Origin of the sequence: Streptomyces akebiae (genome assembly GCF_019599145.1) — a bacterium.
Lineage (GTDB): Bacteria > Actinomycetota > Actinomycetes > Streptomycetales > Streptomycetaceae > Streptomyces > Streptomyces akebiae.
In genome coordinates this window covers 5,144,480-5,169,265 of record NZ_CP080647.1, presented here as the reverse complement: position 1 = coordinate 5,169,265, position 24,786 = coordinate 5,144,480, and the positions used below count along the sequence as shown (strand labels likewise).

20 protein-coding genes are annotated in these 24,786 nt (G+C 68.9%); 10 read left to right on the top strand and 10 right to left on the bottom strand.

Annotated features, from left to right (window positions below):
• Positions 1–51 precede the first annotated feature (51 nt).
• The 4 genes from cydD to hisC form a co-directional block, all read right to left on the bottom strand.
• Positions 52–3,558, bottom strand: coding sequence for a thiol reductant ABC exporter subunit CydD (cydD, locus tag K1J60_RS22190; protein ID WP_220647721.1), 3,507 nt, complete (start codon positions 3,556–3,558; stop codon positions 52–54).
• Between the two features lie 99 nt (positions 3,559–3,657).
• A complete protein-coding gene (cydB, locus tag K1J60_RS22185) occupies positions 3,658–4,662 on the bottom strand; it encodes a cytochrome d ubiquinol oxidase subunit II (RefSeq protein ID WP_220647720.1) in 1,005 nt (334 codons plus the stop codon).
• Between the two features lie 27 nt (positions 4,663–4,689).
• On the bottom strand, positions 4,690–6,198 hold the full coding sequence (locus K1J60_RS22180) for a cytochrome ubiquinol oxidase subunit I (protein WP_033530693.1): 1,509 nt from the start codon (positions 6,196–6,198) through the stop codon (positions 4,690–4,692).
• A 274-nt stretch (positions 6,199–6,472) separates the two neighbouring features.
• A complete protein-coding gene (hisC, locus tag K1J60_RS22175) occupies positions 6,473–7,552 on the bottom strand; it encodes a histidinol-phosphate transaminase (protein WP_220647719.1) in 1,080 nt (359 codons plus the stop codon).
• A 412-nt stretch (positions 7,553–7,964) separates the two neighbouring features.
• Here hisC and K1J60_RS22170 point away from each other — a divergent pair, with 412 nt between their 5' ends.
• The 3 genes from K1J60_RS22170 to K1J60_RS22160 all read left to right on the top strand — a co-directional run bounded on the left by K1J60_RS22170 (position 7,965) and on the right by K1J60_RS22160 (position 11,433).
• Entirely contained in the window at positions 7,965–9,077 is a 1,113-nt protein-coding gene (locus tag K1J60_RS22170; RefSeq protein WP_220647718.1) for a LacI family DNA-binding transcriptional regulator, read from the top strand.
• Between the two features lie 214 nt (positions 9,078–9,291).
• Complete coding sequence (locus tag K1J60_RS22165; protein WP_220647717.1) at positions 9,292–10,371, top strand: metallophosphoesterase family protein; 1,080 nt, start codon at positions 9,292–9,294, stop codon at positions 10,369–10,371.
• Between the two features lie 183 nt (positions 10,372–10,554).
• Positions 10,555–11,433, top strand: coding sequence for a hypothetical protein (locus K1J60_RS22160; RefSeq protein ID WP_220647716.1), 879 nt, complete (start codon positions 10,555–10,557; stop codon positions 11,431–11,433).
• A 183-nt stretch (positions 11,434–11,616) separates the two neighbouring features.
• Here K1J60_RS22160 and thiC read toward each other — a convergent pair whose 3' ends face one another.
• Positions 11,617–13,443 carry a phosphomethylpyrimidine synthase ThiC gene (gene thiC / locus K1J60_RS22155; protein WP_259407858.1) on the bottom strand — a complete coding sequence of 609 codons (1,827 nt, stop codon included), beginning with the start codon at positions 13,441–13,443 and terminating at the stop codon, positions 11,617–11,619.
• A 220-nt stretch (positions 13,444–13,663) separates the two neighbouring features.
• On the opposite strand from thiC, the gene K1J60_RS22150 reads away from it, so the two are divergent.
• Entirely contained in the window at positions 13,664–15,142 is a 1,479-nt protein-coding gene (locus tag K1J60_RS22150; RefSeq protein WP_220647715.1) for a YibE/F family protein, read from the top strand.
• Positions 15,143–15,171: 29 nt separating this feature from the next.
• On the opposite strand, the gene K1J60_RS22145 is transcribed toward K1J60_RS22150, so the two are convergent.
• The 4 genes from K1J60_RS22145 to K1J60_RS22130 form a co-directional block, all read right to left on the bottom strand.
• A complete protein-coding gene (locus K1J60_RS22145) occupies positions 15,172–15,609 on the bottom strand; it encodes an SsgA family sporulation/cell division regulator (protein ID WP_033530686.1) in 438 nt (145 codons plus the stop codon).
• Positions 15,610–15,707: 98 nt separating this feature from the next.
• On the bottom strand, positions 15,708–16,433 hold the full coding sequence (locus tag K1J60_RS22140; protein ID WP_220651621.1) for an IclR family transcriptional regulator: 726 nt from the start codon (positions 16,431–16,433) through the stop codon (positions 15,708–15,710).
• A 772-nt stretch (positions 16,434–17,205) separates the two neighbouring features.
• Positions 17,206–17,418 (bottom strand): DUF5326 family protein, encoded by a 213-nt coding sequence (locus tag K1J60_RS22135; protein WP_220647714.1) that lies wholly within the window; start codon positions 17,416–17,418, stop codon positions 17,206–17,208.
• Positions 17,419–17,579: 161 nt separating this feature from the next.
• A complete protein-coding gene (locus K1J60_RS22130; protein ID WP_033530837.1) occupies positions 17,580–17,897 on the bottom strand; it encodes a cupin domain-containing protein in 318 nt (105 codons plus the stop codon).
• Between the two features lie 57 nt (positions 17,898–17,954).
• On the opposite strand from K1J60_RS22130, the gene K1J60_RS22125 reads away from it, so the two are divergent.
• The 5 genes from K1J60_RS22125 (at position 17,955) to K1J60_RS22105 (ending at position 21,696) form a co-directional block, all read left to right on the top strand.
• Positions 17,955–18,332: a phage holin family protein gene (locus tag K1J60_RS22125; RefSeq protein ID WP_220647713.1), complete on the top strand. Its 378-nt coding sequence runs from the start codon at positions 17,955–17,957 to the stop codon at positions 18,330–18,332.
• A gap of 9 nt (positions 18,333–18,341) precedes the next feature.
• Positions 18,342–18,833, top strand: coding sequence for a low molecular weight protein-tyrosine-phosphatase (locus K1J60_RS22120; RefSeq protein WP_220647712.1), 492 nt, complete (start codon positions 18,342–18,344; stop codon positions 18,831–18,833).
• Complete coding sequence (locus K1J60_RS22115) at positions 18,830–19,975, top strand: cystathionine gamma-lyase (protein ID WP_220647711.1); 1,146 nt, start codon at positions 18,830–18,832, stop codon at positions 19,973–19,975. The genes K1J60_RS22120 and K1J60_RS22115 overlap by 4 nt, the downstream gene beginning before the upstream one ends.
• A 188-nt stretch (positions 19,976–20,163) precedes the next feature.
• On the top strand, positions 20,164–21,069 hold the full coding sequence (locus K1J60_RS22110) for a LysR family transcriptional regulator (RefSeq protein ID WP_220647710.1): 906 nt from the start codon (positions 20,164–20,166) through the stop codon (positions 21,067–21,069).
• Between the two features lie 144 nt (positions 21,070–21,213).
• Complete coding sequence (locus tag K1J60_RS22105) at positions 21,214–21,696, top strand: NUDIX domain-containing protein (protein WP_033530680.1); 483 nt, start codon at positions 21,214–21,216, stop codon at positions 21,694–21,696.
• Positions 21,697–21,735: 39 nt separating this feature from the next.
• Here the strand turns inward: K1J60_RS22105 and K1J60_RS22100 are convergent, their stop codons facing one another.
• A complete protein-coding gene (locus K1J60_RS22100; RefSeq protein ID WP_220647709.1) occupies positions 21,736–23,229 on the bottom strand; it encodes a globin domain-containing protein in 1,494 nt (497 codons plus the stop codon).
• A 684-nt stretch (positions 23,230–23,913) separates the two neighbouring features.
• Here K1J60_RS22100 and K1J60_RS22095 point away from each other — a divergent pair.
• Positions 23,914–24,780, top strand: coding sequence for a GNAT family N-acetyltransferase (locus tag K1J60_RS22095; protein ID WP_220647708.1), 867 nt, complete (start codon positions 23,914–23,916; stop codon positions 24,778–24,780).
• Positions 24,781–24,786: the final 6 nt, after the last annotated feature.

Genomic DNA, 24,786 nt, shown 5'->3' with positions numbered 1-24,786 from the left:
GGGCCGACCGTCGGGCACCGCCGCAGCAGCTGCGGCGAAGCCGCTGGGCGTTCAGACGCCGGCCAGCTGCTCCCCCGCTGCCTCCCGTTCCACCATCTCCCGCAAGGGGCCGTCGACCAGGGCCAGTTCCGCGTAGGTCCCGCGCTGCGCGACGCGGCCCTCCGCGAGGACGACGACTTCGTCCACCGCATCGAGGCCGGCCAGCCGATGGGTGATCAGCAGGGTCGTACGGCCCTCGGTGGCGGCCAGCAGGTCCGCCGTGAGCGCGTCGGCTGTCGGCAGGTCCAGGTGCTCGGCGGGCTCGTCGAGCACGAGAACCGGGAAATCGGCCAGCAGCGCGCGTGCGAGAGCGAGCCGCTGACGCTGACCGCCGGACAGCCGCGCGCCGTGTTCGCCGATCAAGGTGTCGAGCCCGTCGGGCAGTTCGTCGGCCCAGTCGAGCAGCCGTGCCCGCGCGAGCGCGTCCCGCAACTCCCCCTCATCGGCGTCCTTCCGCGCGAGCAGCAGATTCTCCCGCACCGAACTGTCGAAGAGGTGCGCGTCCTGGGCGCACAGCCCCACGAGCCGCCGTACGGCGTCCCCGTCGAGCGTGTACGCGTCCACGCCGCCCAGCGCGTAGGTTCCCTCGCGCGCGTCCAGGAAGCGCAGCAGCACCTGCGCGAGCGTCGTCTTGCCGGCCCCCGAGACGCCGACCACGGCGATCCTGCGGCCCTCGTCGAGGGTGAGGTCCAGCGCGGTGAGCGCGTTCCGGTTCTGCCCGGCGTACCGTGCGCCGAGCCCTTCGAGCCGTAGCGGGAACGGCGACACCGGCGCCTCGGCCGGCTCCGCCGGTTCGCGGACGGGGTCGGGTGTGTCCAGTACCTCGTAGACGCGCTCCGCGCTCCTGCGCACCCGCTGGCGGAACTGGACGGCGAGCGGCATCCCCAGGACCGCCTCGAACGCGGCCAGCGGGGTGAGCACGACGACGGCCATGGCCACGCCGCTCAGCCGCCCGTCGACGACCGCCTGTGCGCCGAAGAGCGCTGTGGTGGCGACGGTGAGCCCGGAGACGAGCGCGGTGAGACCGTCCCCGAGCGCGGTCGCCGTGGCGGCTCGGGAAGCGATCCGGGTGAGCACCTGGTCGGCCCGGCGCGCCTCCGCCTTGCGCGCGGGCAGAGCGCCCGCGACGGCCAACTCGGCGGTGCCGGTGAGCAGATCGGCCACGTGAGTGGCCAGCACCCCACGGGCCGGCGCCAGCCGGTACTCCGCCCGCCGGGCCACGGCCCCGGTCAGGAGAGGAACTCCGGCCCCGGCGGCGAGCAGGCCGACGGCCAGAACTGCTCCCGCTTCGGGCAGCAGCCATGCGGTGAACCCGACGGAGGCGGCGGAGACGGTCACCGCGGCCCCGGCGGGCAGCAGCCAGCGCACCCAGTAGTCCTGCAGCGCGTCCACGTCGGCGACCAGTCGTGAGAGCAGGTCTCCCCGCCGGATCGTCCGCAGTCCGGCGGGTGCCAGCCGCTCCAGCCGCCGGTAGACGGCCACCCTCGTGTCGGCCAGCATCCGCAGCACGGCGTCGTGCGACACCAGCCGCTCGGTGTACCGGAACACCGCCCGTCCGATCCCGAACGCCCTCGTCGCCGTCACCGCGACCATCAGATACAGCACCGGAGGCTGCTGCGAGGCCCGCGAGATCAGCCATCCGGAGGTCGCCATCAGCCCGACCGCACTGCCCAGCGCGAGGCTGCCGAGCAGCAACGCGAGGGCGAGTCGGCCCCGTCGCGGCCCGGCCATCCGACGGACCCGGGCCGGAACGCCTCCGCTCTGCTCCAGCGGCAGGTCTTCCCCGGGTGTCGGCTCCGGAGCTTCCTGTCGTTCCGACCGAGCGGACACGGCGACCGCTCGGTCACGCTCGGCGGACGGTGCCGCCCCGCGCCCCGTGTCCTCCTCCAGCCGCACCACCCGGTCCGCCACCCCCAGCAGTGCCGGACGGTGGACCACCAGCAGCACGGTCCGGCCCACCGCCAGCCGCCGTACCGCCTGAACGACCTCCGCCTCGGTCTCGCCGTCCAGCGAGGCCGTCGGCTCGTCGAGGAGCAGCACGGGCCTGTCGGCGAGGAACGCCCGGGCGAGGGCGAGGCGTTGTCGCTGCCCGGCGGAGAGTCCGACGCCGTCCTCACCGAGGACCGTGTCGACCCCCGCGGGCAGGGCGTCCACGAAATCGAGCGCTCCCGCGTCGGCGAGCGCCCGCCGCACCGCCCTGTCGCCCGCGTCCGGTCGGGCCAGGCGTATGTTCTCCGCGATCGACCCGGCGTAGAGGTGGGGTCGCTGCGGCACCCAGGCCACGCGCGATCGCCACTCGTCCAGGTCGAGCGAGGCGAGATCGGCTCCCCCGACGCGTACACCACCCGCCGTGACCTCCGTGAACCCCAACAGGACGTTCAGCAGCGTCGACTTGCCCGCGCCGCTCGGCCCGACGAGGGCCACCGTCTCACCGGGGTCCACGGTGAAGGAGACGTCGGAGACGGCGTCGTACGACCGACCGGGGTAGCGGACGGTCACCCCATCGAAGCGGAGGTCACCCGCATCCGGCACCGCCCCGGTCCCGGACGCCGGCGGCGGCGTCTCCAGGACCTCGAAGATCTCCTCGGCCGCCGCGAGTCCCTCGGCGGCCGCATGGAACTGGGCTCCCACCTGCCGGACCGGCAGATACGCCTCGGGAGCCAGGACGAGGATGACCAGACCGATGTACAGGTCCATCTCGCCGTGCACGAGCCGCATACCGATGGTGACCGCGACCAGCGCGACCGAGATCGTCGCGAGCAGTTCCAGCGCGAAGGACGACAGGAAGGCGATCCGCAGTGTCCGCATGGTCGCCTGGCGGTACTCGCCGGTGATCCGCTTGATCGACTCGGCCTGGGCCTTGGCCCGGCCGAACACCTTCAGCGTCGGCAGCCCGGCGACGACGTCCAGGAAGTGCCCCGACAGCTGTGACAGCAGCCGCCACTGACGATCCATCTGCGAGCGGGTGGCCCAGCCGATCAGCACCATGAAGACCGGGATGAGCGGCAACGTTCCGACGATGATCGCCGCCGACACCCAGTCTTCGGTGACGATTCGCGCGAGGACCGCGACGGGCACGACGACGGCGAGACCCAACTGCGGCAGATAGCGCGAGAAGTAGTCGTCGAGCGCATCGACCCCACGGGTGGCGAGGGCGACCAGCGAGCCGGTGCGCTGTCCGCTCAGCCAGCCGGGCCCCAGTGCGGTGGCCCGTTCCAGTAGCCGCCCCCGCAGCTCCGACTTCACCGCCGCACTCGCGCGGTGAGCGGCCAGTTCGGTGAGCCAGGAGACCAGGGCCCGGCCGAGCGCGACCGCGGCCAAGAGAAGTAGGGGAGTGCGGAGTTCGGGAACCGACATTCCGTGCTGGAAGGCGCCGACCACCACCTCGGCGATGAGCATGGCCTGCGCGATGACGAGCGCGGCTCCCGCAACACCCAGTCCGACGACGACCACCAGGAAGAAGCGGGTGGCGCGCGCGTACCGCAGCAGTCGTGGGTCGATCGGTTTCACGTGAAACACCCTTTTCTCAGCAGGCATGTTTCACGTGAAACATGCCTCTTCCGCCTGGGTAGGTGCGTTTCACGTGAAACATCGTCAAACGCACCTCGTCGTCGGGACTCAGTGCACCGACTCGGCGATGTGCTGTGTACCGATCCGCTTGCGGAACACCCAGTAGGTCCACCCCTGGTAGAGCATGACCACCGGTGTGGCGATGGCCGCGCACCACGTCATGATCTTCAGGGTGTACGGGCTGGACGACGCATTGGTGACCGTGAGGCTCCAGTCCTCGTTCAGCGAGGACGGCATGACGTTCGGGAAGAGCGTCAGGAAGAGCATCGCGACGGCGGCCACGATGGTGACCCCCGACAGGGCGAACGCCCAGCCCTCCCGCCCTGCGCGAACTGCCGCCAGCGCCACGACCAGCGCGACGACCGCCACGACGGCAGCGACCAGGGAAGCACCGTCACCCTTCTCGATCTGCGTCCAGAACAGGAAGAGAAGCGCCAGTCCGGCCGTCACGACACCTACGCGCAGTGCCAGCTTGCGCGCCCGCTCACGAATGTCCCCGACGGTCTTGAGGCCGACGAACACCGTGCCGTGGAAGGTGAACAGCGCCAGCGTGACCAGACCACCCAGCAGGGCGTACGGGTTGAGCAGGTCGGCGAAGCTGCCGACATATTCGAAGTCCCGGTCGATCTTCACCCCGCGCACGATGTTGGCGAAGGCCACACCCCACAGGAAGGCGGGGAGCAGCGAGGTCCAGAAGATCGCCGTCTCCCAGTTGCGCTGCCATTTCTCCTCAGGCCGCTTCACGCGGTACTCGAAGGCCACACCGCGGACGATCAGGCAGACCAGGATGAGCAGCAGCGGCAGATAGAAGCCGGAGAAGAGGGTGGCGTACCACTCGGGGAAGGCTGCGAAGGTCGCGCCGCCCGCCGAGAGCAGCCAGACCTCGTTGCCGTCCCAGACTGGCCCGATGGTGTTGATGAGGACCCGCTTCTCCGGACGGTTCCGGGCCAGCAGTTTGGTGAGGACACCGACCCCGAAGTCGAAGCCCTCCAGGAAGAAGTAGCCGATCCACAGGACGGCGATGAGGACGAACCAGACGTCGTGAAGTTCCATGACTGTGCTCCCTTGGCCCGGTGCGGCCTAGTACGAGAAGGCCATCGGCTTGTCGGCGTCACGGGAGTCGCCGCCGATCTTCGTGGGCGGGTTGAGGTCGGCCTCCGTCAGTTCGGGCGGCCCCGCCTTGACGTACTTCACGAGCAGCTTGACCTCGACGACGGCGAGGATGGCGTACAGCGTGGTGAAGACGATCATCGAGGTGATGACCTCGCCCTGGGAGACACCGGGGGAGACCGCGTCCTCGGTGCGCAGCACGCCGTAGACGACCCAAGGCTGGCGGCCCATCTCGGTGAAGATCCAGCCCCAGGAGCTGGCGATCAGCGGGAAGCCCAGGGTCAGAACCGCGATGCGCCAGTACCACTTGGTGAGCGTCGGACCGAGGGCCTTCTTCGGCAGCAGTACGAGATGCGGAACCTCGTCGTCGCCGACCCGCAGGTGCTGCGGCAACAGGAACTTCCGACGGGTGAGCCAGAGACCGACCGCGCCGATCGCGACGGATGCCATGCCGAACCCGATCATCCAGCGGAAGCCCCAGTAGGCGACGGGAATGTTGGGCCGGTAGTCGCCGGGCCCGAACTTCTCCTGCTCGGACTTGTTCACGTCATTGATGCCGGGGACGTAGGAGTCGAAGTCGTCGTTGGCGAGGAAGGACAGCAGACCGGGGATCTCGATGGCGACCTTGTTGTGGCCCTCGTCGACATCGCCGTAGGCAAAGACGGAGAACGGCGCGGGCGCCTCGCCGTCCCACAGCGCCTCGGCAGCGGCCATCTTCATCGGCTGCTGCTTGAACATGACCTTGCCGAGCAGGTCGCCGCTGATCGCGGTGAGCATGCCGGCGATGACCACCGTGACCAGGCCGAGGCGCAGCGAGGTCTTCATCATCGGGATGTGCTTCTTGCGGGCGAGATGGAAGGCGGCGATGCCGACCATGAAGGCTCCGCCGGCGAGGAAGGCCGCAGCGAGGGTGTGGAAGACCTGGGTCAACGCGGTGTTCTGGGTCAGGACGAGCCAGAAGTCGGTGAGCTCGGCCCGGCCCTTCGCCTCGTTGATCCGATAGCCGACCGGGTGCTGCATCCAGGAGTTGGCCGCGAGGATGAAGTACGCCGACAGGATCGTGCCTATGGAGACCATCCAGATGCAGGCGAGATGGATCTTCTGCGGGAGCTTGTCCCAGCCGAAGATCCACAGGCCGATGAAGGTGGACTCGAAGAAGAAGGCGATCAGCGCCTCGAAGGCGAGCGGGGCTCCGAAGACATCACCGACGAAGCGGGAGTAGTCAGACCAGTTCATGCCGAACTGGAACTCCTGCACGATGCCGGTGACGACACCCATCGCGATATTGATCAGAAAGAGCTTGCCCCAGAATTTGGTCGCCTGGAGGTACTTCTCCTTCCCCGAGCGCACCCAGGCGGTCTGCAGGCCCGCGGTGAGCGCGGCGAGCGAGATCGTCAGGGGGACGAAGAGGAAGTGGTAGACGGTCGTGATGCCGAACTGCCATCGCGCCAGAGTCTCCGGCGCCAGAGCGAGGTCCACGTCTTCTCCTTACATGCCGTGGCACTGCGGCAGTTTGTCCCGCCTGTCACGAACATCTCTGGACAACCGGGACGCGCTTGTGAACGCGTTCACATTCACAAGCAATTATGACGCATGCCCGTTCGAGCATCGATAGGTGGGGGGTCCCTAAGTCCGTGCCGATGGACCTATGGCGCAAACAAGCACGTCAGCGCTACCGCACATGCGGAAGGGGTCCGGAAGACCCCGGACCCCTCACCGCCGAGAGCGACAGAGCGACAGAGCGAGCCGAACCCTAGAGCTCCTTGCGGAAGGCCTCCGTCACCTTGAGGAAGATGTCGTTGGCCTCGGTCTCGCCGATCGTCACCCGCACACCCTCACCCGGGAACGGCCGCACGACGACACCGGCCTGCTCGCACGCACCGGCGAACTCGACGGTGCGCTCCCCCAACCGCAGCCAGACGAAGTTCGCCTGTGTCTCCGGCACCGTCCAGCCCTGGCCGCGCAGCGCCTCGACGACCCGGTTCCGCTCGCAGACCAGCGAACCGACCCGGCCGAGCAGCTCGTCCTCGGCGCGCAGCGAGGCGACGGCGGCGTCCTGTGCGAGTTGGCTCACACCGAACGGCACGGCCGTCTTCCGCAGCGCGGCAGCAACCGGTTCGTGAGCGATCGCGAAGCCCACCCGGAGCCCCGCGAGACCGTACGCCTTCGAGAAGGTGCGCAGCACACAGACGTTCGGCCGCTCGCGGTAGAACTGGACGCCGTCCGGCACCTCGACATCCCGCACGAACTCGCGGTACGCCTCGTCCAGCACCACCAGTACGTCACCGGGTACCCGGTCGAGGAACCGTTCCAGCTCGGCGCGGCGGACCGCCGTACCCGTCGGGTTGTTCGGGTTGCAGACGAAAATCAGCCGGGTCCGATCGGTGATCGCGTCCGCCATCGCGTCCAGGTCGTGCACATCGCCCGGCGTCAAGGGCACCTGCACGGACGTGGCCCCGCTGATCTGCGTGATGATCGGATACGCCTCGAACGACCGCCAGGCGTAGATCACCTCGTCGCCCGGGCCGGAGGTCGCCTGCAGAAGCTGCTGGGCCACGCCGACCGAGCCGGTGCCCGTGGCGAGGTCCGTGACCGGCACCCCGAAACGGTCCGCGAGCTCGCTCATGAGCCCCGTGCACGCCATGTCCGGGTACCGGTTGAAGGACGCGGCCGACCCCATCACGCTCTCCAGCACGCCGGGCAGCGGCGGGTAGGGGTTCTCGTTGGAGGACAGCTTGTACGCCACCGGGCCGCCCGCCGCGGCCAGCTTGCCGGGCTTGTAGGTGGGGATCCCCTCCAGCTCGGCTCGCAGCTTGGGGCTCGTCTCGCTCACCGCAGTCCTCCTCGTCGACGTAATGCTTCTCACCTTATGAGGATTCGGCTCCCCTGCGAATGGCCTGTGGACAACCGCGTCCGTCCCGCGCCCACGCCTCCGTCGTCACACCCGCCCCAGGGGCATCAGCACACGAAGGTGTACGAATCAGGGGGCGCATCGCTCATGGACGTACGCGCCGGTGGCTCACGCCGTAGCGCGCATCACCCGTCCAGGTGAGTTGAGACCTCTTCGAAACATCAGTTACTTGGCAGGCCCATGCGCGTCGACAAGTCACGTCCTGACATGAGATCGCCCAACTCCCTTGCAATGCAAGGAAATTGCCCCTATGCGACCTTGCAGAAACGTGCCTGTCAACGAGTGCATATGCGTCCGCACTACCCCACCGCATGAGCCCTACTATCGGCTCGCCATGACAGCAGCAGGGAAGCACCAGGTGAGCCGCGCGGAAACTCCCCGCCGAGGCAGCCGGTCAGGGCGGGCGGGCATCCGGGATGTGGCCGCCGCCGCCGGAGTCTCCATCACGACCGTTTCCGACGCCCTCAACGGCAAGGGCCGGCTCCCGGACGCCACCCGACGCCATGTACGCGAGGTCGCCGACCGACTTGGCTACCGCCCCTCGGCGGCCGCCCGAACTCTCAGAACCGGCAAATCAGGCCTCATCGGCCTGACCGTGACCACATACGGGGATGAACCTTTCACCTTCACCGAGTTCGCGTACTTCGCGGAAATGGCGCGGGCCGCCACCTCGGCCGCGCTGGCCCGGGGCTACGCCCTGGTCATCCTCCCCGCGACCTCGCGGCACGACGTGTGGTCGAACGTCGCCCTGGACGGCACCGTCGTCATCGACCCCTCCGACCATGACCCGGTCGTCAGCGAACTGGTCCGCCAGGGATTACCGGTGGTCTCCGACGGCCGGCCGGCCGGCTCGCTGCCGGTCACCGCGTGGGTCGACAACGACCACGAGGCCGCCGTCCTCGGCATCCTCGACCACCTGGCCGACGCGGGCGCCCGCCGGATCGGACTCCTCACCGGCACGTCGACGGACACGTACACCCATCTCTCCACCACCGCATACCTGCGCTGGTGCGAGCGCGTGGGCCAGGATCCCGTCTACGAGTCCTATCCGGCGCACGATCCGTGCGCCGGAGCCGTCGCGGCCGACCGGCTGCTGGCCCGGCCGGACCGCCCGGACGCGGTCTACGGCCTCTTCGACCCGAACGGCACCGATCTGCTCGCCGCGGCCCGGCGTTACGGTCTGCGCGTCCCCGACGACCTGCTGCTCGTCTGCTGCAGCGAGTCCGCCGTGTACGCGACCACAGAGCCGCCGATCACCACGCTCTCGCTGAAGCCGCGCCGGATCGGCACGGCGGTGGTCCAGCTCCTCATCGACGCGATCGAGGGGGTCGAGTCGGACCAGCCGGTCGAGCAGGTGATACCGACGGAGTTGATCGTGCGGACCTCGTCCGAGCGGCGTCCACCGCGCACGACGGTCAGCCCGCCACGATCACCTGAAGCGGGTTGACGCCCCACTTGAGGATCCGAACGGGGATTGGGCGGGGAGAGCCCCGCCCAATTCGGGAGAAAACCGCGGTGAACTGGGGCCCTGCGCCATTTCACCACCCCTGGGTCATCACACGGCGCGATCCGCATTCCTATGATGGGCGCACACACCGCGGGCCGCTGCGACCAGGCAGTCCGATGCGGTGCAGATGCGGGCGATGGTGGTGGAGGGGTCGATGACTCAGGGGGCCGGTCAGGGACCCGAGGTGCGGACGCCGACGGTGCGCGATTTCCGCGTGCCCGCGTACGTCCACGAGGCCGGTCCGTACGGACACTCCGCGGACCCCGGTGAAGCCTCCGGGCCCGCCGAGGATCCTGAGGGCTACCCCGAGGGATACACCCCGACCCAGCGGGACCTTCCGGTGATCAACCGGGGCGACACCCTCCAGGTCGTGATCGACCCGGAGACCACGGCGGCCGAGCCGTCCTCCGCCCGGCCGAGCCCGCTCTTCGTCGTCGGAGACGTCCACGGCTACCTGGACGAGCTCCTCGCCGCGCTCCACGAGAAAGGCCTCGTCGACGCCGCGGGCAACTGGTCGGCGGGCACCGCCCGGCTCTGGTTCCTCGGCGACTTCACCGATCGGGGCCCGGACGGCATCGGCGTCATCGACCTCGTGATGCGCCTGTCCGCCGAGGCCGCAGCGGCCGGCGGCTACTGCAAGGCCCTCATGGGCAACCACGAGCTGCTGCTGCTGGGCGCCAAGCGCTTCGGCGACACCCCCGTGAACTCCGGCGCGGGCACGGCCACCTTCCAGGCCGCCTGGCTGCTCAACGGCGGCCAGAAGACCGACATGGACCGCCTCCAGGACCACCACCTCCAGTGGATGGCCCGTCTGGACGCCATGGAGGAGGTCGACGGCCACCTCCTGGTGCACTCCGACACCACCGCCTACCGCGACTACGGCGACTCCATCGAGGCGGTCAACGACACAGTTCGCGAGACCATCACGCGCAACGACCCGGACGAGGTCTGGGACCTCTTCCGCAAGTTCACCCGTCGCTTCTCCTTCCGCGACGAGGGCGGCGCCGATGCCGTGCGCTCGCTGCTCGAGACCTATGGCGGCACCCGCATCGTCCATGGTCACAGCCCCATTCCGTACCTCCTGGGAGAGGTCGGCTCGGAGGACGGCGAGGACGGCACGGGCCCCTCGGTCGACGGACCGTACACCTATGCGGACGGTCTGGCCGTCGCCATGGACGGCGGTGTGACCATGGCCGGAAAGCTGCTGGTCCAGGAACTTCCACTGCCTACCTGAGCCGTCAACGGGCAGGCGTCCCCCGTCGGAAGACTTCGCTGGCCAGGGGCCAATTTCTTCAAACCCCCTGTCACCGCCTGCCGTCACCGCTCTACCATCGGCTTATCCGTAGCAGGCTCCCCTCCGTTTCTGCCCGACGGCTCGTCAGCATGCCGAGCCACAAGCCCTACGGAGCATCGGGGGATGCACATGAACAGCGTTCCGCAGCACCTGCTCAGTGAGGACCGCCAGGAGTACGAGCGGATCCTCGGCGAGGCGCTGCGCTCCGCACCACACCGCCCGGAATTCGCCGCCGGTCTCCAGCGGCTCAACCCCGAACAGCTGCGCACCATGGCCCTCAACGCCTCGGCGATCATCACCGCCGCCGCGGCGACCGAATACCAGTACTACGTCAAGGTCCGCGACGAATTCCGCAGCCCGTCGTCGGCCACCACGCCTGCCGCCGAGGGGACGGCGTCCGGCTCCAGCGAGCCGGACGGCTCCACAGCGGGACTCGCCGCCACCGTGGGCGAGGTCACAGAAGCGGCCGGGGCGGGCGTCGGTGCCATCGCCGCGGTACTCGCTCCGGTCCTCGCCGGAACCGCGGCGGTGCTCTTCCTGCTCGTGGGTTACGTCATGAAAGTGCTCGACCCGGAGCGGGCGATCGCCGAGACCCTCCTCACCACGGGGTGGGTCTTCGGTGCGGTCACCGCGGCGGCGATCCTGGTGGCCGCCGTCGGGCTTCTGCTCACCGCCCTGCGCAACAACGCCACCGCGCTCCTGGACGAAGGAACGCGCAGCGAGCTGAACGAGGAGTTGACCCGGGCCAGGGAAGCCTGGCGCGAGGCTCTCCTGGAGCGCGGCATCCTGCCGTTCCTCCGCGATGCCCTCGCGAACCCGGGTCCGGCGCTGCTGCTCGAGCCGGACCGTCCGGCCCCGCCCAGCCGTATGCCGCACCTCGGCTACAACCGCCCGAGCTTCAGCAGCAGCCCCGAGAGTGGCAGCGCCGGCTCGCGGCCCAGCTACAGCAGCCCGGACTTCTCCAGCCCGGACTTCGGCGGCCCGGAGCACCAGCCGGACTGACAACCGGCCTGCGGCCACCGCCCACCCGCGGCGGCGGGCTCTCCCGGCAACCGGCCGGAAGAGCACCGCTCGTCGCACGGGGAGCGCGGCCCGCGCGGGCGGCAGGAGGACCCGCGCCCAGGCAGCGGGAGCCGCCAACGAGCCCCTCCCTCAGCCGTACGTGGTTGCTCCCGCCTACGTGCCTCAGTCGGCCATCGGCAGATAGACCCGGTTCCCCGCCTCGGCGAACTCCTTGGACTTCTGGGCCATGCCCGCCTCGATCTCGGCCCGGGAACCGCCGTGTTCACGACGGATGTCCTGGGAGATCTTCATCGAGCAGAACTTCGGTCCGCACATGGAGCAGAAGTGAGCCGTCTTGGCCGGCTCCGCCGGGAGCGTCTCGTCGTGGAATTCGCGGGCCGTGTCAGGGTCGAGGGCCAGGTTGAACTGATCCTCCCAGCGGAACTCGAAGCGGGCGTCCGACAACGCGTCGTCCCACTCCTGTGCGCCTGGGTGTCCCTTGGCGATGTCCGCCGCATGGGCCGCGATCTTGTAGGTGATGACGCCGGTCTTCACGTCGTCACGATTGGGCAGCCCCAAGTGCTCCTTGGGCGTGACGTAGCAGAGCATCGCCGTGCCCCACCAGGCGATCATGGCGGCACCTATGCCTGAGGTGATGTGGTCGTACGCCGGAGCGACGTCCGTCGTCAGCGGGCCGAGCGTGTAGAACGGAGCCTCGTCGCAGATTTCCTGCTGCAGATCGATGTTCTCCTTGATCTTGTGCATCGGGACATGTCCCGGGCCCTCGATCATGGTCTGTACGTGGAAACGCTTCGCGATCCGGTTCAGTTCTCCGAGAGTGCGCAGCTCCGCGAACTGCGCCTCGTCGTTGGCGTCCGCGATGGAGCCGGGCCGAAGGCCGTCGCCGAGGGAGTAGGTGACGTCATAGGCGGCGAGGATCTCGCACAGTTCCTCGAAGTTCTCGTAGAGGAACGACTCCTTGTGGTGGGCAAGACACCAGGCCGCCATGATCGAGCCACCGCGCGAGACGATGCCGGTCTTGCGGTTCGCGGTGAGCGGCACGTATGCGAGGCGTACCCCCGCGTGGACCGTCATGTAGTCCACACCTTGTTCGGCCTGCTCGACGACGGTGTCCTTGTAGATCTCCCAGGTGAGCTCCTCGGCCTTGCCGTCGACCTTCTCGAGCGCCTGGTACAGCGGCACCGTGCCGATCGGGACGGGGGAGTTGCGCAACACCCACTCGCGGGTGGTGTGGATGTTTCGGCCGGTGGACAGGTCCATGACCGTGTCGGCGCCCCAGCGGGTCGCCCAGGTCATCTTCTCGACCTCCTCCTCGATGGAGGAGGTGACCGCGGAGTTCCCGATGTTCGCGTTGACCTTCACCAAGAACCGCTTACCGATGATCATCGGCTCGATCTCGGGGTGATTGACGTTCGCGGGCAGTACGGCCCGGCCGGCGGCGATCTCCTCGCGGACGACCTCCGGCGAGACGTTCTCCCGAACGGCCACGTACTCCATCTCGGGCGTGATCTCCCCGCGCCGGGCGTACGCGAGTTGTGTCACGGCCCGGCCGTCGCGGCTCCGACGCGGCTGGCGCGGCCGCCCGGGGAACACCGCGTCCAGGTTGCGCAGCCCGCCACGCGGCGAGGTGTGCTTGATCCCGTCGTCCTCGGGCCGTACAGGACGGCCCGCGTACTCCTCGGTGTCTCCCCTGGCGATGATCCAGTTCTCGCGCAGGGGGAGCAGCCCCCGCCTGACGTCGGTCTCCGCGGTCGGATCGGTGTATGGGCCGGAGGTGTCGTACAGGGTGACGGACTGTCCGTTGGTGAGGTGCACCTGGCGGACCGGCACCCGCAGATCGGGGCGCGAGCCCTCGATGTACGCCTTGTGCCAGCCGATGGACTTCCCGGCCTCCAAGGGCTGTTCACCCTCGTTGTTCTCGCCCTCGGACGCGGTGGAAGCCCCGTCTGTCTGGCTGGAGGCAGGCGTGCGTGTGTCCTCGATGGTCATGAGACCTACTCCCTACGCCGGCATTACCCGGTAACAGGTTCAGCGGTCGACGCAGCGAATTCCGCCCGACGATGTTCCACGTGAAACATCGCGTCTGCGGAGGTCAGCGCCCTCTCAGCCCGGTGCTCCGAGCTCCCGCGTGTGCAAAGGTGCCTCCACGCTAGCGGCAGATGTGGCGCGGTGAACAGTGGGCATCGCTCGTTCTTGCGATGATCGGTCGGTGACCACGACGCAGCAGCCCCCGCCTCCACCCCCCGAGCCGCCCCACGGCCATGGCCCCGGAAACGGCCATGGGCATGGTTCTGGCGGCGGCCCAGGATACGGCTCCGGAGGCGGCCACGGCTCCGGAGGCGGAGATGGCTCCGGAGGCGGACATGGCCAAGGCCCGTCTTCCGGCGGCGGCCACGGCCATTCCCACAGTCATAGCCATGGCCCCGCCGCGCCCGTTTCGCAGCACCTGCGCAAGGTCATCGCGGCGGTGCTGATCCCCTTCGCGACCGCGGTCGTCGTGGGTCTCGTCGTGCTCTGGCCCGGCGGCGCCCCGGCGCACGAACGCACGGGGGTGGGCTTCGACCGGCAGACGCAGCAGGCCACCGTCACCAAGGTCGAAGAGGTCAGCTGCTCGTCGGTGAACGCCTCGGGAGACACCCCGACCGGCGACACGTCCACCGCCGAGGGCTCGTCCGCCCAGCAGCAGGCGAACGGCACCTGCAAGAAGGCCACGGTCCGGGTCGACACCGGTGACGACAAGGGCCGTACCTTCACGGAGATCGTTCAGCCGGACCAGTCACGGCAGTTGGAGCAAGGCCAGGAGGTCGTGGTCGCGTACGAACCCGCCGCGCCCAAGGACCTGCAGTACTCGGTCACCGATGTGAACCGGAAGTTCCCGATGGCACTGCTCGCCGGGATCTTCGCACTCGCCGTCGTGGTCGTGGGCCGGATGCGCGGCGTCATGGCCCTGGTGGCACTGGCCATCAGCTTCCTGGTACTGACCCTCTTCATCCTGCCGGCTATCTTGCAGGGCTCGAACCCGCTGGTGGTGGCAGTGGTCGGGGCCAGCGCCATCATGCTCATCGCCCTCTACATGTGCCACGGGCTCTCGGCCCGGACATCCGTGGCGGTGATCGGCACCCTGATCTCGCTGCTGCTGATCGGCCTGCTGGGTTCGGGGTTCATCGGCTCGGCCTACCTGACCGGTAACACCGACGACAACACCGGTCTGATCCATGGGCTGTACCCGACGATCGACATGAGCGGTCTGCTCCTCGCGGGCGTCATCATCGGCTCCCTCGGCGTGCTCGACGACGTGACGGTCACGCAGACGTCGGCGGTGTGGGAGCTGCACGAGGCCAATCCGACGATGGGCTGGCGGAACCTGTACCGCGCGGGCATCCGGATCGGCCGCGACCACATCGCGTCGGTGGTCAACACACTCGTTCTCGCCTACGCCGGTGCCGCGCTACCCCTGTTGCTGCTCTTCTCGATCGCGCAGAGCAGCGTCGGCACGGTCGCCAACAGCGAGCTCGTCGCTGAGGAGATCGTGCGCACGCTCGTCGGCTCGATCGGGCTGGTGGCCTCGGTGCCGGTGACCACCGCGCTGGCCGCCCTGGTCGTCTCCGCCGACCGCCCGGGCGCCCAGGAAGCGGCATCCGTGCCCGCTCCGGCCCGTGGCGGAAAGGGTCGCCGCCGCAAGCGCTGAAGCGTTACGGCACCCCGGCGGCGTAACGTTCAGCCCGCGCTCTGCTCCTCCGCCAGGATGCGGTCCAGCGCCTCGTCGAGGAGTGCGTCGAAGTCGGCGAGGGAACGCTCCTGCCCCAGCGGCACGAGCTTGTCCGTGCGGTCCAGGAAGGCCACCAGTGGCGCCGTGCCGACCCGGAACATCGCCTGGTCGCTTCCCACCTGAAGGCGGATCAGGACCTCGCCGAACGTCTCCGGATCGGCGGGCGCGATGTGGACGTCCCCGTCCCCGCACGGCCGGCCGACTCCGTCGATGAGCAGCTCCCGCCCGAAGGCCCAGGTAACCGGGGCATCACCAGGCAGGTGAAAGGTCAGCCGCACGGCATAGGGATCACAGGTCTCGTAACGCAGCTCCACCGGAATGCGGAAGGAGAGCTCCTCCGAGACGAGGAAGCTCATCATGACCTCTGCCTGTACCGACTCGCGCATCGCCTACCCCGCCGTGTTCGTCGACTGGCCAGGAATCATCCGCCTGACACCCCTGGAAGTTTGCTGAAAGTACACGAGAGATCACAAGGAGTGATTTTTCAGATGCTGATAGAGATCGCGAGTGTCCCTAGTAGCTTTCCGATCTCCGTCTGCAACTGGTGGGCCACCGGCAACAGACGGGCCGCCTGGTGCGAGGGCAGCGAGATGGCGAGGGTCCCGGCAGTCGTCCCGACGGTGATGGGAATCGCGGCGCAGACCGTCCCGAGGGCGTACTCCTGCTGTTCGACCACCGGTTCCATGCGTCCGAGGCGCCGGAGGCGCCGGAGCAGCGTCTCCTCGTCACGAACCGTGTACGGGGTGAGCGACTGCACCGGGTAGCGGTCCAGGTGGTCGCGGCGGGCCTCCTCGCTCAGTTGGGACAGCAGGCACTGTCCGATGGCGTGTGCGTGCCCCGTTTCACGGAAGTCGGCCCATTCCTCGACGGCCGGTGTGTTCGGGCTGTCGGCGACGCACAGGACCTCGATCTCGCCGTCCCGGTACGTCGCGAAGTAGACGGGCACGCCCAGGGCGTCCCGCCAGTGCGCCAGTGCCTCGCTCACCGTGCTGCGACGTTTCTGCTGCGCCCCGCTGCTGCTCAGCCGCTCGGCCGCCTCACCGAGGAAGAACAGCCCCCTGTCCCGGTGCAGATAGCCCTCGTGCACCAGTGTGCGGAGCAGGTGGTACGCCGTGGGCAGCGCGAGTCCGGCGTCCCGTGCCAACTGTTTGGCGGGCGCTCCGTGTTCCCGTTCGGCAACGGCTTCCAGCAGCCGCATCGCCCGCTGCACGGAACCGATCAGGGTGCCGGAATTCGCCTCCGGCACACTCGGCGGCGTTGGAGACGGGATACGGGCTCCCCTCCCCGCCTCGTGCCCGTGGGACGGCACAGAGCGCACGAGCCCTGTGGTCTGCGCCTGGCCCAGGAGCGGTGATGCCGGCGGCTGGGCTCCGGTACGAGGCGACGATGACGGCGTCTGCGCCTGTGCCAGAGCCGGCCCCGGGGGCGAGGCCGTGGCCGTCGCCGGGGCCGGGGCCGGGGCCGCCGGACGCTGCGTCCGCGTCCGGGGCGCGGACGGCACTGGCCGCCGAATGTTCTCCTCGCCCGGGGAGGTACGTGGCTGCACAGGGGGAGCCGGGGCCGTCGAGGGCATCGCACGCGGGGGTGGTGGGCCATGCGTCTCGGGGGCCCGGGCACGTGACTGCTCGGCAGTCGCAGGTGTCGATCGCGGGCCCGGCTGCGTAGGAGGAACCGCGCTCTGAGCCGACCGGGGGCTTGGCCTGGCGGGTGGGGAGAGCTGTTCTGCTGGTGCGGTGTCAGCCGTGGCCAAGGGTCACTCCCGAAGCGCGAGGAGGGCCACCCGTGCGGGGGCACGGGTGGAGATGCGCCGCCCGCGGGGATTGAGCCCGCGACGAGTTTCCGGACTCTAGCCGCCCCTCACCGCCCGCAGACGGCCCCGCCGGGAAACTTCCCCCTGGCGAGGGAACCTCACGTTCCTGTTACCGCCGCGCCCTGACGGGCTTCACCCACTCACGCCTCAGCCGTTGCACGGCGCTGACACCTCACCAGTCTCCCCGCGACGAGGACCCCGCCGTGAACTTCCTGACGACATAGATCAGTCCACCGACCAGGGCCACGAAGACCAGCACCTTGAAGAGCAGGCCCACCACGACCTGGACGACGCTGACTATCAGCCCTCCGAACACCAGCAAAGCGATGACCGGCATCGCGATCCACTTCACCCACCACGGCAACCCCGCGAAGATCTCCCGCATCGCCCTTGCTCCTTGTCTCCACCCGTCGCCCGCCACCGGGACACTGATTCCGGGCCTTCTGCTGTCCTGTCGTCGATGCTAGGCCCGCGCAGGAGCGTTCCGGGGGCTTCGCACCCCTTGTCCGTCCCTGATCGTCCCCCTAGGGAACGCCGAAGCGGACGTCAGCCCTCCGGCGGAGAGAACACCACGACGACCCTCAGGTCCTCGGTGATGTGGTGGAACTTGTGGGCGACCCCGGCAGGCACATACACGACACTGCCGCGCGCCACCTGAGTCGTCTCCAGCCCTACCGTGAGCGAGGCACGGCCGCTCACGACGAGGTACACCTCGTCCTGGCTGTGCGGCCTCTGCGGATCGAGCTCACCGGCATCGAGCGCGTACAGGCCGACCGACATGTTCCGCTCGCGCAGGAACTGCAGGTATGCGCCATCGTTGGCGGCGCGCTCCGCCTCCAGTTCGTCCAACCGGAATGCCTTCATCGACTTAGTCGCCCCTGCCCAGTACTCGTACCGATCGCTTCTGCCACGATCAGACACATGATGAATTTCCTAGTCAAGACGATCGCCAACGCGGGCGCCCTTGCGGTCGCGGTGTGGCTGGTGGACAAGATCACGCTGACCGGGGACAGCACGGGCAAGAAGGTCGGCACGCTGCTGCTGGTCGCCCTAGTCTTCGGCCTGGTGAACGCGGTGGTCAAGCCGCTCGTGCAGCTGCTGACCCTTCCCCTGTTCATCCTGACCCTCGGCCTGTTCACGCTGATCGTGAACGCCCTGATGCTTCTGCTCACCTCCTGGCTGGCCGACGTCCTCGACCTGAGTTTCCACGTGGAGGGCTTCTGGACCGCCGTTCTCGGCGGCCTGATCATCTCGATAGTCTCCTGGGCACTCTCCCTCGTCCTGCCCGACGGGGACTGAGGGCCCGGCATGACGTACCGAGTCTGCTTCGTCTGCACCGGCAACATCTGCCGTTCCCCGATGGCCGAGTCCGTCTTTCGCGCCCGCGTCGAAGAGGCGGGGCTCGGCGCACTGGTCGAGGTCGACAGCGCGGGGACCGGAGGCTGGCACGAGGGCGACGCCGCCGATCCGCGCACAGTCGCGGTCCTGGAGTCGAACGGCTACGGAAGCGTCCACGCGGCCCGGCAGTTCCAGGTCTCGTGGTTCTCCCGCCTCGACCTCGTCATAGCCCTCGACGAAGGCCACCTCAAGGCCCTGCGCCGCCTCGCCCCGACGGCGGCGGATGCGGACAAGATCCGCCTCCTGCGCTCCTACGACCCCGCCGCCGGAGACGACCTCGACGTTCCGGACCCCTACTACGGGGACATGGACGGGTTCGAGGAGTGTCTGGAGCTCGTGGAGGCCGCGAGCCCAGGTCTGCTGGCCGCCGTGCGCGAGAAGGTGGAGGTAGGTACCGCATGAGCACCGAGAACCCCGCTTCGGGCCTCGGCGAGGGCACCCGCGCGGTGCGCGCCGGACTGCCCGAGCCCGTCAAGCACGAGCCCACCCTCCCCGGGCCGGTCTTCGCCGCCCACTATCACCTGCCGGGCGAGCCCACGGGCCCGTACGCCTACGGACGCGACCAGAACCCCACCTGGACGCTGCTGGAACGGGCCATCGGCGAACTGGAGGCCCCCGGGCAGGACGACGTCGAGACGGTCGCCTTCGCCTCCGGCATGGCCGCCATCTCGGCCGTCCTCTTCTCCCAGGTGCGCTCCGGTGACGTCCTCGTCCTGCCGAGCGACGGCTACAACGTACTTCCGCTCGCCGGTGAACAGCTGCGGTCCTACGGCATCGAGGTGCGCAGCGCACCGACGGGCGGCGACGCCCAGCTCGACGCTCTGGACGGCGCCAGACTGCTGTGGATCGAGACACCGTCGAACCCCGGGCTGGACGTGTGCGACGTGCGGCGGCTCAGTGAAGCGGCACGTGCGCGTGGGTGTCTGGTGGCCGTCGACAACACCCTGGCGACACCACTGGGGCAGCGCCCGCTGGATCTGGGTGCCGACTTCGCCGTGGCAAGTGGAACAAAGCAGTTGACCGGCCACGGGGACGTCCTGCTCGGGTACGTCGCCGGGCGCAACCCCGCACTGATGGCCGGCGTGCGGCGATGGCGCAAGATCGTCGGTGCGATCCCGGGCCCGATGGAGGCCTGGCTCGCACACCGCTCGCTCGCCACCCTCCACCTGCGTGCCGACCGGCAGAACGTCAACGCCCTGGCGGTGGCCGAGGCGCTCAAGGGCCGGCCCGAGGTCACCGGGGTGCGCTACCCGGGGCTGCCCGACGATCCCTCGCACAAGATCGCCTCGCAGCAGATGCGGCGCTACGGGTGTGTGGTGTCGTTCACGGTGCCCACGCGCGCGCATGCCGACCGTTTCCTCGACGCGCTACGCCTCGTGGACGACGCCACAAGCTTCGGCGGGGTGCGCTCCACCGCCGAGCGACGCGGCCGCTGGGGAGGTGACGCGGTTCCGGAGGGCTTCATCCGTTTCTCCGCCGGCGCGGAGGACACGGACGACCTCGTGGCGGACGTACTCCGGGCGCTCACTGTTGCCGCCGACTAGCGCCGCGGTACGCACAACGGACGGTCCGAGCCTCCCCCCTCGTGGCTCGGACCGTCCCCGGTTCTGCGCGCGAAGAACCGCGCGAACAAGGCTAGTTGACTCTGTGTCAGTGTCCAATCACAGTAGCGACAGAGACCTATCGACTTATTTATAGTTGGGCGCTCCGGAGGCAGCGAGGGGAGGCGACCATGGATCTGGCCCTACTGCGGACGTTCGTGACCGTGCACCGGGCCGGTTCCTTCACCCGTGCCGCCGCCCTGCTGGGTCTTTCGCAGCCAGCCGTCACTTCCCAGATACGCACTCTGGAACGCCAGTTGGGCCGCCCGCTCTTCCTGCGCAAGGCCCGGGGGGTGACACCGACGACCATCGGCGACGAGCTCGCCCACAAGGCCGCGCCGCATCTCGACGCGCTGGTGGAGATCGCCGAGACCGGCCTCGACGACGACTCCTCCTTACGGACCCTGCACCTCGCCGGACCTCCGGAGTTCACCGCCGAGCGGGCCCTGCCCGCGCTCACCGCCCTGACCGGCGACGACGGCCAGGGCTTCGCGCTGCGGGTCTCCTTCGGGAACTCCGACGAGACGCTGGAGGGCCTTGCCGCCGGGCACCATGATCTGGCCATCACCACCGCGCAGCCGCGTGGTGCCCTGCTCAGCGCAACCCCCCTCTGCGACGAGGAGCACGTCTTGGTCGCCGCCCCGCGCTGGGCGGACGAGATCGGTCCGGGCAGGCTGGGGCGTAAGGGGGCGCACACACTGGAGGAGCTTCCCCTCGTCGAGGTACACGAGTCACTGCCCTTCGTCGCCCGCTACTGGGCGGCGGTCTTCGACGCCAGGCCCGGCACCTCCGGGACCGTCGTCGTCCCGGACCTGCGCGCGGTGATCGCCTGCGCGATCTCGGGGGCCGGGCTGGCCGTGGTCCCCCGTTATCTGTGCGCTTCCGCCCTGGAGCGTGGTGACCTCGTCACGCTCCTCGAACCCGCTGTGCCGCCGTTGCGGACCTATTTCCTGGTGGTCCGCACCGGCACCCTGGCCATGCCGCACGTCGCACGGGCACACGAGTGGCTGTTGGGGACCGCGGCGAACTGGTCCTGAGGCAATCTTGGAGCCCCCGCGCAGAGGGGGTACCTACTGCGGAACGGCCACCGACCGACCGCAGACCGACTGTGAGCGCCGGGGTGCCACTCTTCCTCGTCACGGTGATGTTTCACGTGGAACATGCGGGGCCACATTTCTCCCATGACCGTACGACCCGTGGTCAAGCGCACCGCCCGCGCCGTTCTGCTCGACGGCGACGACCTGATCCTGATCAAGCGGACCAAGCCGGGCATGGATCCCTACTGGCTCACGCCGGGCGGCGGTGTCGAGCCGGAGGACACCACGGTCGTCGACGCGCTCCACCGCGAAGTCCACGAGGAGCTCGGCGCCAAGATCACCGATGTGGTGCCCTGTTTCGTGGACACCGTCGAGCACATCGGCGAGGACGGCGGCGCCACCGGTGTGAAGGTCCAGCACTTCTTCGTCTGTCGTCTGGAGTCCATGGACCCCTCCAAGCGACACGGCCCCGAAGTGGATGAGCCTCTGGGGGAATACGAGATCGTGCGCATCCCCTTCACCCGGGTCGGCATCGCCTCCGTGCACCTCGTCCCGTTGTCGCTGCGGCACTACCTGGACGGGAACATCGAGGGCGTGCGGGCGATGCATGCGCCCGACCTGGGCTGACGATCCGCCGGTGATGCGTCACGCTCCCGGTCTCAGACGTCAGTCCCCGGCGGCCACCAGTTCCTCCACCGAGTCGTGGCGTATGCGGTCGGCGGAAATGCCGGCTGCCTTCAGCGCGTCCACACCGCTGCGGATCATGCCGGGCGGGCCGGAGAGGTAGGCGTCGTACCCGTTCCAGGGCCCGTGATCACGTATGGCGTCGGGCAATTGCAGCAGTCCGTGCTTGTCCACGACTGGACGGACGTCGAGCCAGGAGTTGCTCTGCTGCAGCCGAAGCAAGGTGTCGAGGTCGTAGAGATCCTGGCCGGTGCGGGCTCCGTAGAAGACCTCGACGGGGCGGTGCCGTCCGTGCTCGGCCACGTCCTCCACGATGGCCTTGATCGGCGCGATACCGGTGCCGCCGCCCAGACAGAGCAGGCCGCTGTCGCTGGTGTGGTCGACGGTCATCCCGCCGGCAGGCGGCCCCAGGCGCAGCACGTCCCCGGGCCGGGCACGGTGCACGAGCGAGTTGGAGACCCAGCCCGCGGCGATCGCCTTCACATGGAACGACAGCAACCCGTCCGAGCGAGGCGCGGAGGCGAACGAATAATGCCGCCAGATCCGCGGCCACCAAGGGGTCTCCAGGCTCGTGTACTGCCCGGCGAGGAAGGGGTAAGGCTGGTTCGGGCGGACAGTGATGATCGCTGTGTCCGCGGTTCTCAGATCGTGTGAGACGACCTCGGCGAGCCACCACGGTGGGGACCGCAGCTCGTCCGCGGCCGCCGCGTCGATCATCACCTGGGAGATCGTCGTGTACGTCCGCACCCAGGCAGCCTCGGTCTCGTCGTTCCAACTCGCCTTGGCGTACCGGCTCAGCGCGCCGATCAGACACTCGCCGACAGCCGGGTAGTGCTCGGCCTGGGTCCCGTACTTGCGGTGGCCACGGCCGAGATTCTGCAGGTAGTCGACGAGGACGGGAGTGTTGTCGATGTGTTCGGCAGCGGTCAGCAGTGCCTTGAGCAGGCGGTCGCGCTGGGCGTCCATCGCCGGGGGGAACATCGAGCGCAGCTCCGGGTGCTGAACGAAGAGCAGCGCGTAGAAGTACGAGGTGACCTTGTCGGCGACAGGTCCGACCTCGGCCATGGTCCGCCGGATGAGAACGGCGTCGGGGGAAGCGGTGGCGGTGTGTCCGGCAGGCTCGTCCGGCACGCAGGGGTCGAAGACAGAGTGGTCGGAGTCGTGATCCGGGGCCGGCGGAGGGCCCTGATCCGGGGCGGTCCGAAAGCTGCGCGGGTCGCCGGGAGGGAGATCCCCGCCGGTCTGTATTCGCTCCCGCGCGGCGCCTTCCCGGTTCTGCTGTGGGCCGTTCGGCGGCTCCTGGGAGCGGCCCACGGGTCGCAGGGCTGCGAGGCGGTTGCCCTCTGACTCCTGGCCTCCGCCAGGGGGCGGCGATGTGCGAGGCGTGAACCAACCGCCTCCGTCAGTGTCCCCCGAAGTACCGTTACCGGCCGACGTGGTGGTCGGAGCGTCCATGGTCTGCCTCGCCTCGAGCATCTTTCGGTCGATCTGCGTACGCCCTCCAGTCGGAAGTCGCACGTTTTCCCCCGCGGACGGCCTTGCTATTCCCCGTTCGTTCCCCGTCGACCAATGCGGCCACATTCAACCCGGGTTCCCGCTCCGTACGGACAAGTAGATGAGAGTGTGACGTGAGCCGCAGCACTCACGGCAGCGTTGCACAGCGCGCGAACGCCCCCGCCTGGTCACGGTAAACGCAGGTTCTCGATCTCCCTGTCCGGTTAGGCTGCATTGAGCTGCGTTCGCACCCCCGCCATGAGACGACTGCATCTCGCTTCGGACACGAACCGGACTCGACCCTACCGGCAGGGCGGTCACACACAAGTCCCCCCTGGGCCAGACCGGAATTCAACGGGTGCGAATCAGCGATTCCTTCAATTACCGGGCACGTCTCACTCATTCATAGGCACCCCACAGATCTTGCCGCTGAGGGCACGCAGACGAGCGACACTCCTCCGATCGCGTCCCGTTCGCGACCCTCGAATACGTCATGTCATGAATGCTGAGGCCAGCCGTGCCTGCACGCGTATGCCCAGAGATGGATGTTTCACGTGAAACATCCGTCCGCACGCTGTACGCGACGGTGTACGAGATGGCCAGAACAGCGCACAACGACGGCAAACCGGTGGACGCCAGGGGCGCGTGTCGGACAACCTGACCTGCGTGTCGACACCTTTCCCCGCTCCTCTGCCCATCCGCCGTCTGACGCCTCGCGATCTCACCGCCTGCGCCGACTTGTCCGAGGACCGGGGCTGGCCTCGCGAGGAGCACAAGTGGGGGCTGCTTCTGTCGGCCGGCACGGGATACGGCGTCGATGACCCCGAGGGCGGGCTGATCACCGCTTGCGTGGTCACCGAGTACGGCCCGGCGGGCCGCCCGGAACTGGGGGCGATCGGCATGGTGCTGGTCGCCGAGCGGCACGCCCGCCAGGGCATCGGCCGCCGCCTGATGCAACATGTCCTCGCGGAGATGGGCACGACACCGCTGACCCTGCACGCCACCCCGCACGGGCGCCCTCTCTACGAGGAGCTGGGCTTCAAGGTCACCGGACGGGCCGAGATGGTGCGCGGGCACTTCACGGCAGGGGGACCGGACTCCGCGGTTTTCACTCGCCCGGCCACGGCCGAGGATCTCATCACGATTCTTCGGCTCGACGAAGAGGTTTTCGGCACGGACCGCACCCACGTCCTCACCCGGCTTCCCGCCTTCGCCGACCAGCTGCGCGTCGCGGAGGAGAACGGCCGGATCATCGGATACGCAGCCGCCTGGCCCAACCTCAACGACCAGGTCGTCGGTCCACTGATCGCCCGTGACACGGAGGCGGCGAAGGCGCTCATCGCTTCCCTCGCCGCCCACACGGACCGACCGTTGCGCACCGACATCGACGTCCGCCACGAGGAGCTGCTGACGTGGGCGAAGGGCCGTGGCCTCGCTTCGATCGCCTTCAACTCGGTGATGACGTACGGGATCTCGGAGCTACCGGGTGACTGGGCCCGGCGCTACGCCCCGCTGACCGTGGCAGCCGGCTGAGGCTGG

Excerpts from the sequence above, each read along its gene's own strand:
- cydB (WP_220647720.1), bottom strand. The coding sequence starts at position 4,662 with ATGGAACTTCACGACGTCTGGTTCGTCCTCATCGCCGTCCTGTGGATC.
- K1J60_RS22170 (WP_220647718.1), top strand. The coding sequence starts at position 7,965 with ATGACAGCAGCAGGGAAGCACCAGGTGAGCCGCGCGGAAACTCCCCGC.
- K1J60_RS22165 (WP_220647717.1), top strand. The coding sequence starts at position 9,292 with ATGACTCAGGGGGCCGGTCAGGGACCCGAGGTGCGGACGCCGACGGTG.
- K1J60_RS22160 (WP_220647716.1), top strand. The coding sequence starts at position 10,555 with ATGCACATGAACAGCGTTCCGCAGCACCTGCTCAGTGAGGACCGCCAG.
- thiC (WP_259407858.1), bottom strand. The coding sequence starts at position 13,443 with ATGACCATCGAGGACACACGCACGCCTGCCTCCAGCCAGACAGACGGG.
- K1J60_RS22145 (WP_033530686.1), bottom strand. The coding sequence starts at position 15,609 with ATGCGCGAGTCGGTACAGGCAGAGGTCATGATGAGCTTCCTCGTCTCG.
- K1J60_RS22135 (WP_220647714.1), bottom strand. The coding sequence starts at position 17,418 with ATGCGGGAGATCTTCGCGGGGTTGCCGTGGTGGGTGAAGTGGATCGCG.
- K1J60_RS22130 (WP_033530837.1), bottom strand. The coding sequence starts at position 17,897 with ATGAAGGCATTCCGGTTGGACGAACTGGAGGCGGAGCGCGCCGCCAAC.
- K1J60_RS22125 (WP_220647713.1), top strand. The coding sequence starts at position 17,955 with ATGATGAATTTCCTAGTCAAGACGATCGCCAACGCGGGCGCCCTTGCG.
- K1J60_RS22120 (WP_220647712.1), top strand. The coding sequence starts at position 18,342 with ATGACGTACCGAGTCTGCTTCGTCTGCACCGGCAACATCTGCCGTTCC.
- K1J60_RS22115 (WP_220647711.1), top strand. The coding sequence starts at position 18,830 with ATGAGCACCGAGAACCCCGCTTCGGGCCTCGGCGAGGGCACCCGCGCG.
- K1J60_RS22110 (WP_220647710.1), top strand. The coding sequence starts at position 20,164 with ATGGATCTGGCCCTACTGCGGACGTTCGTGACCGTGCACCGGGCCGGT.
- K1J60_RS22105 (WP_033530680.1), top strand. The coding sequence starts at position 21,214 with ATGACCGTACGACCCGTGGTCAAGCGCACCGCCCGCGCCGTTCTGCTC.
- K1J60_RS22100 (WP_220647709.1), bottom strand. The coding sequence starts at position 23,229 with ATGCTCGAGGCGAGGCAGACCATGGACGCTCCGACCACCACGTCGGCC.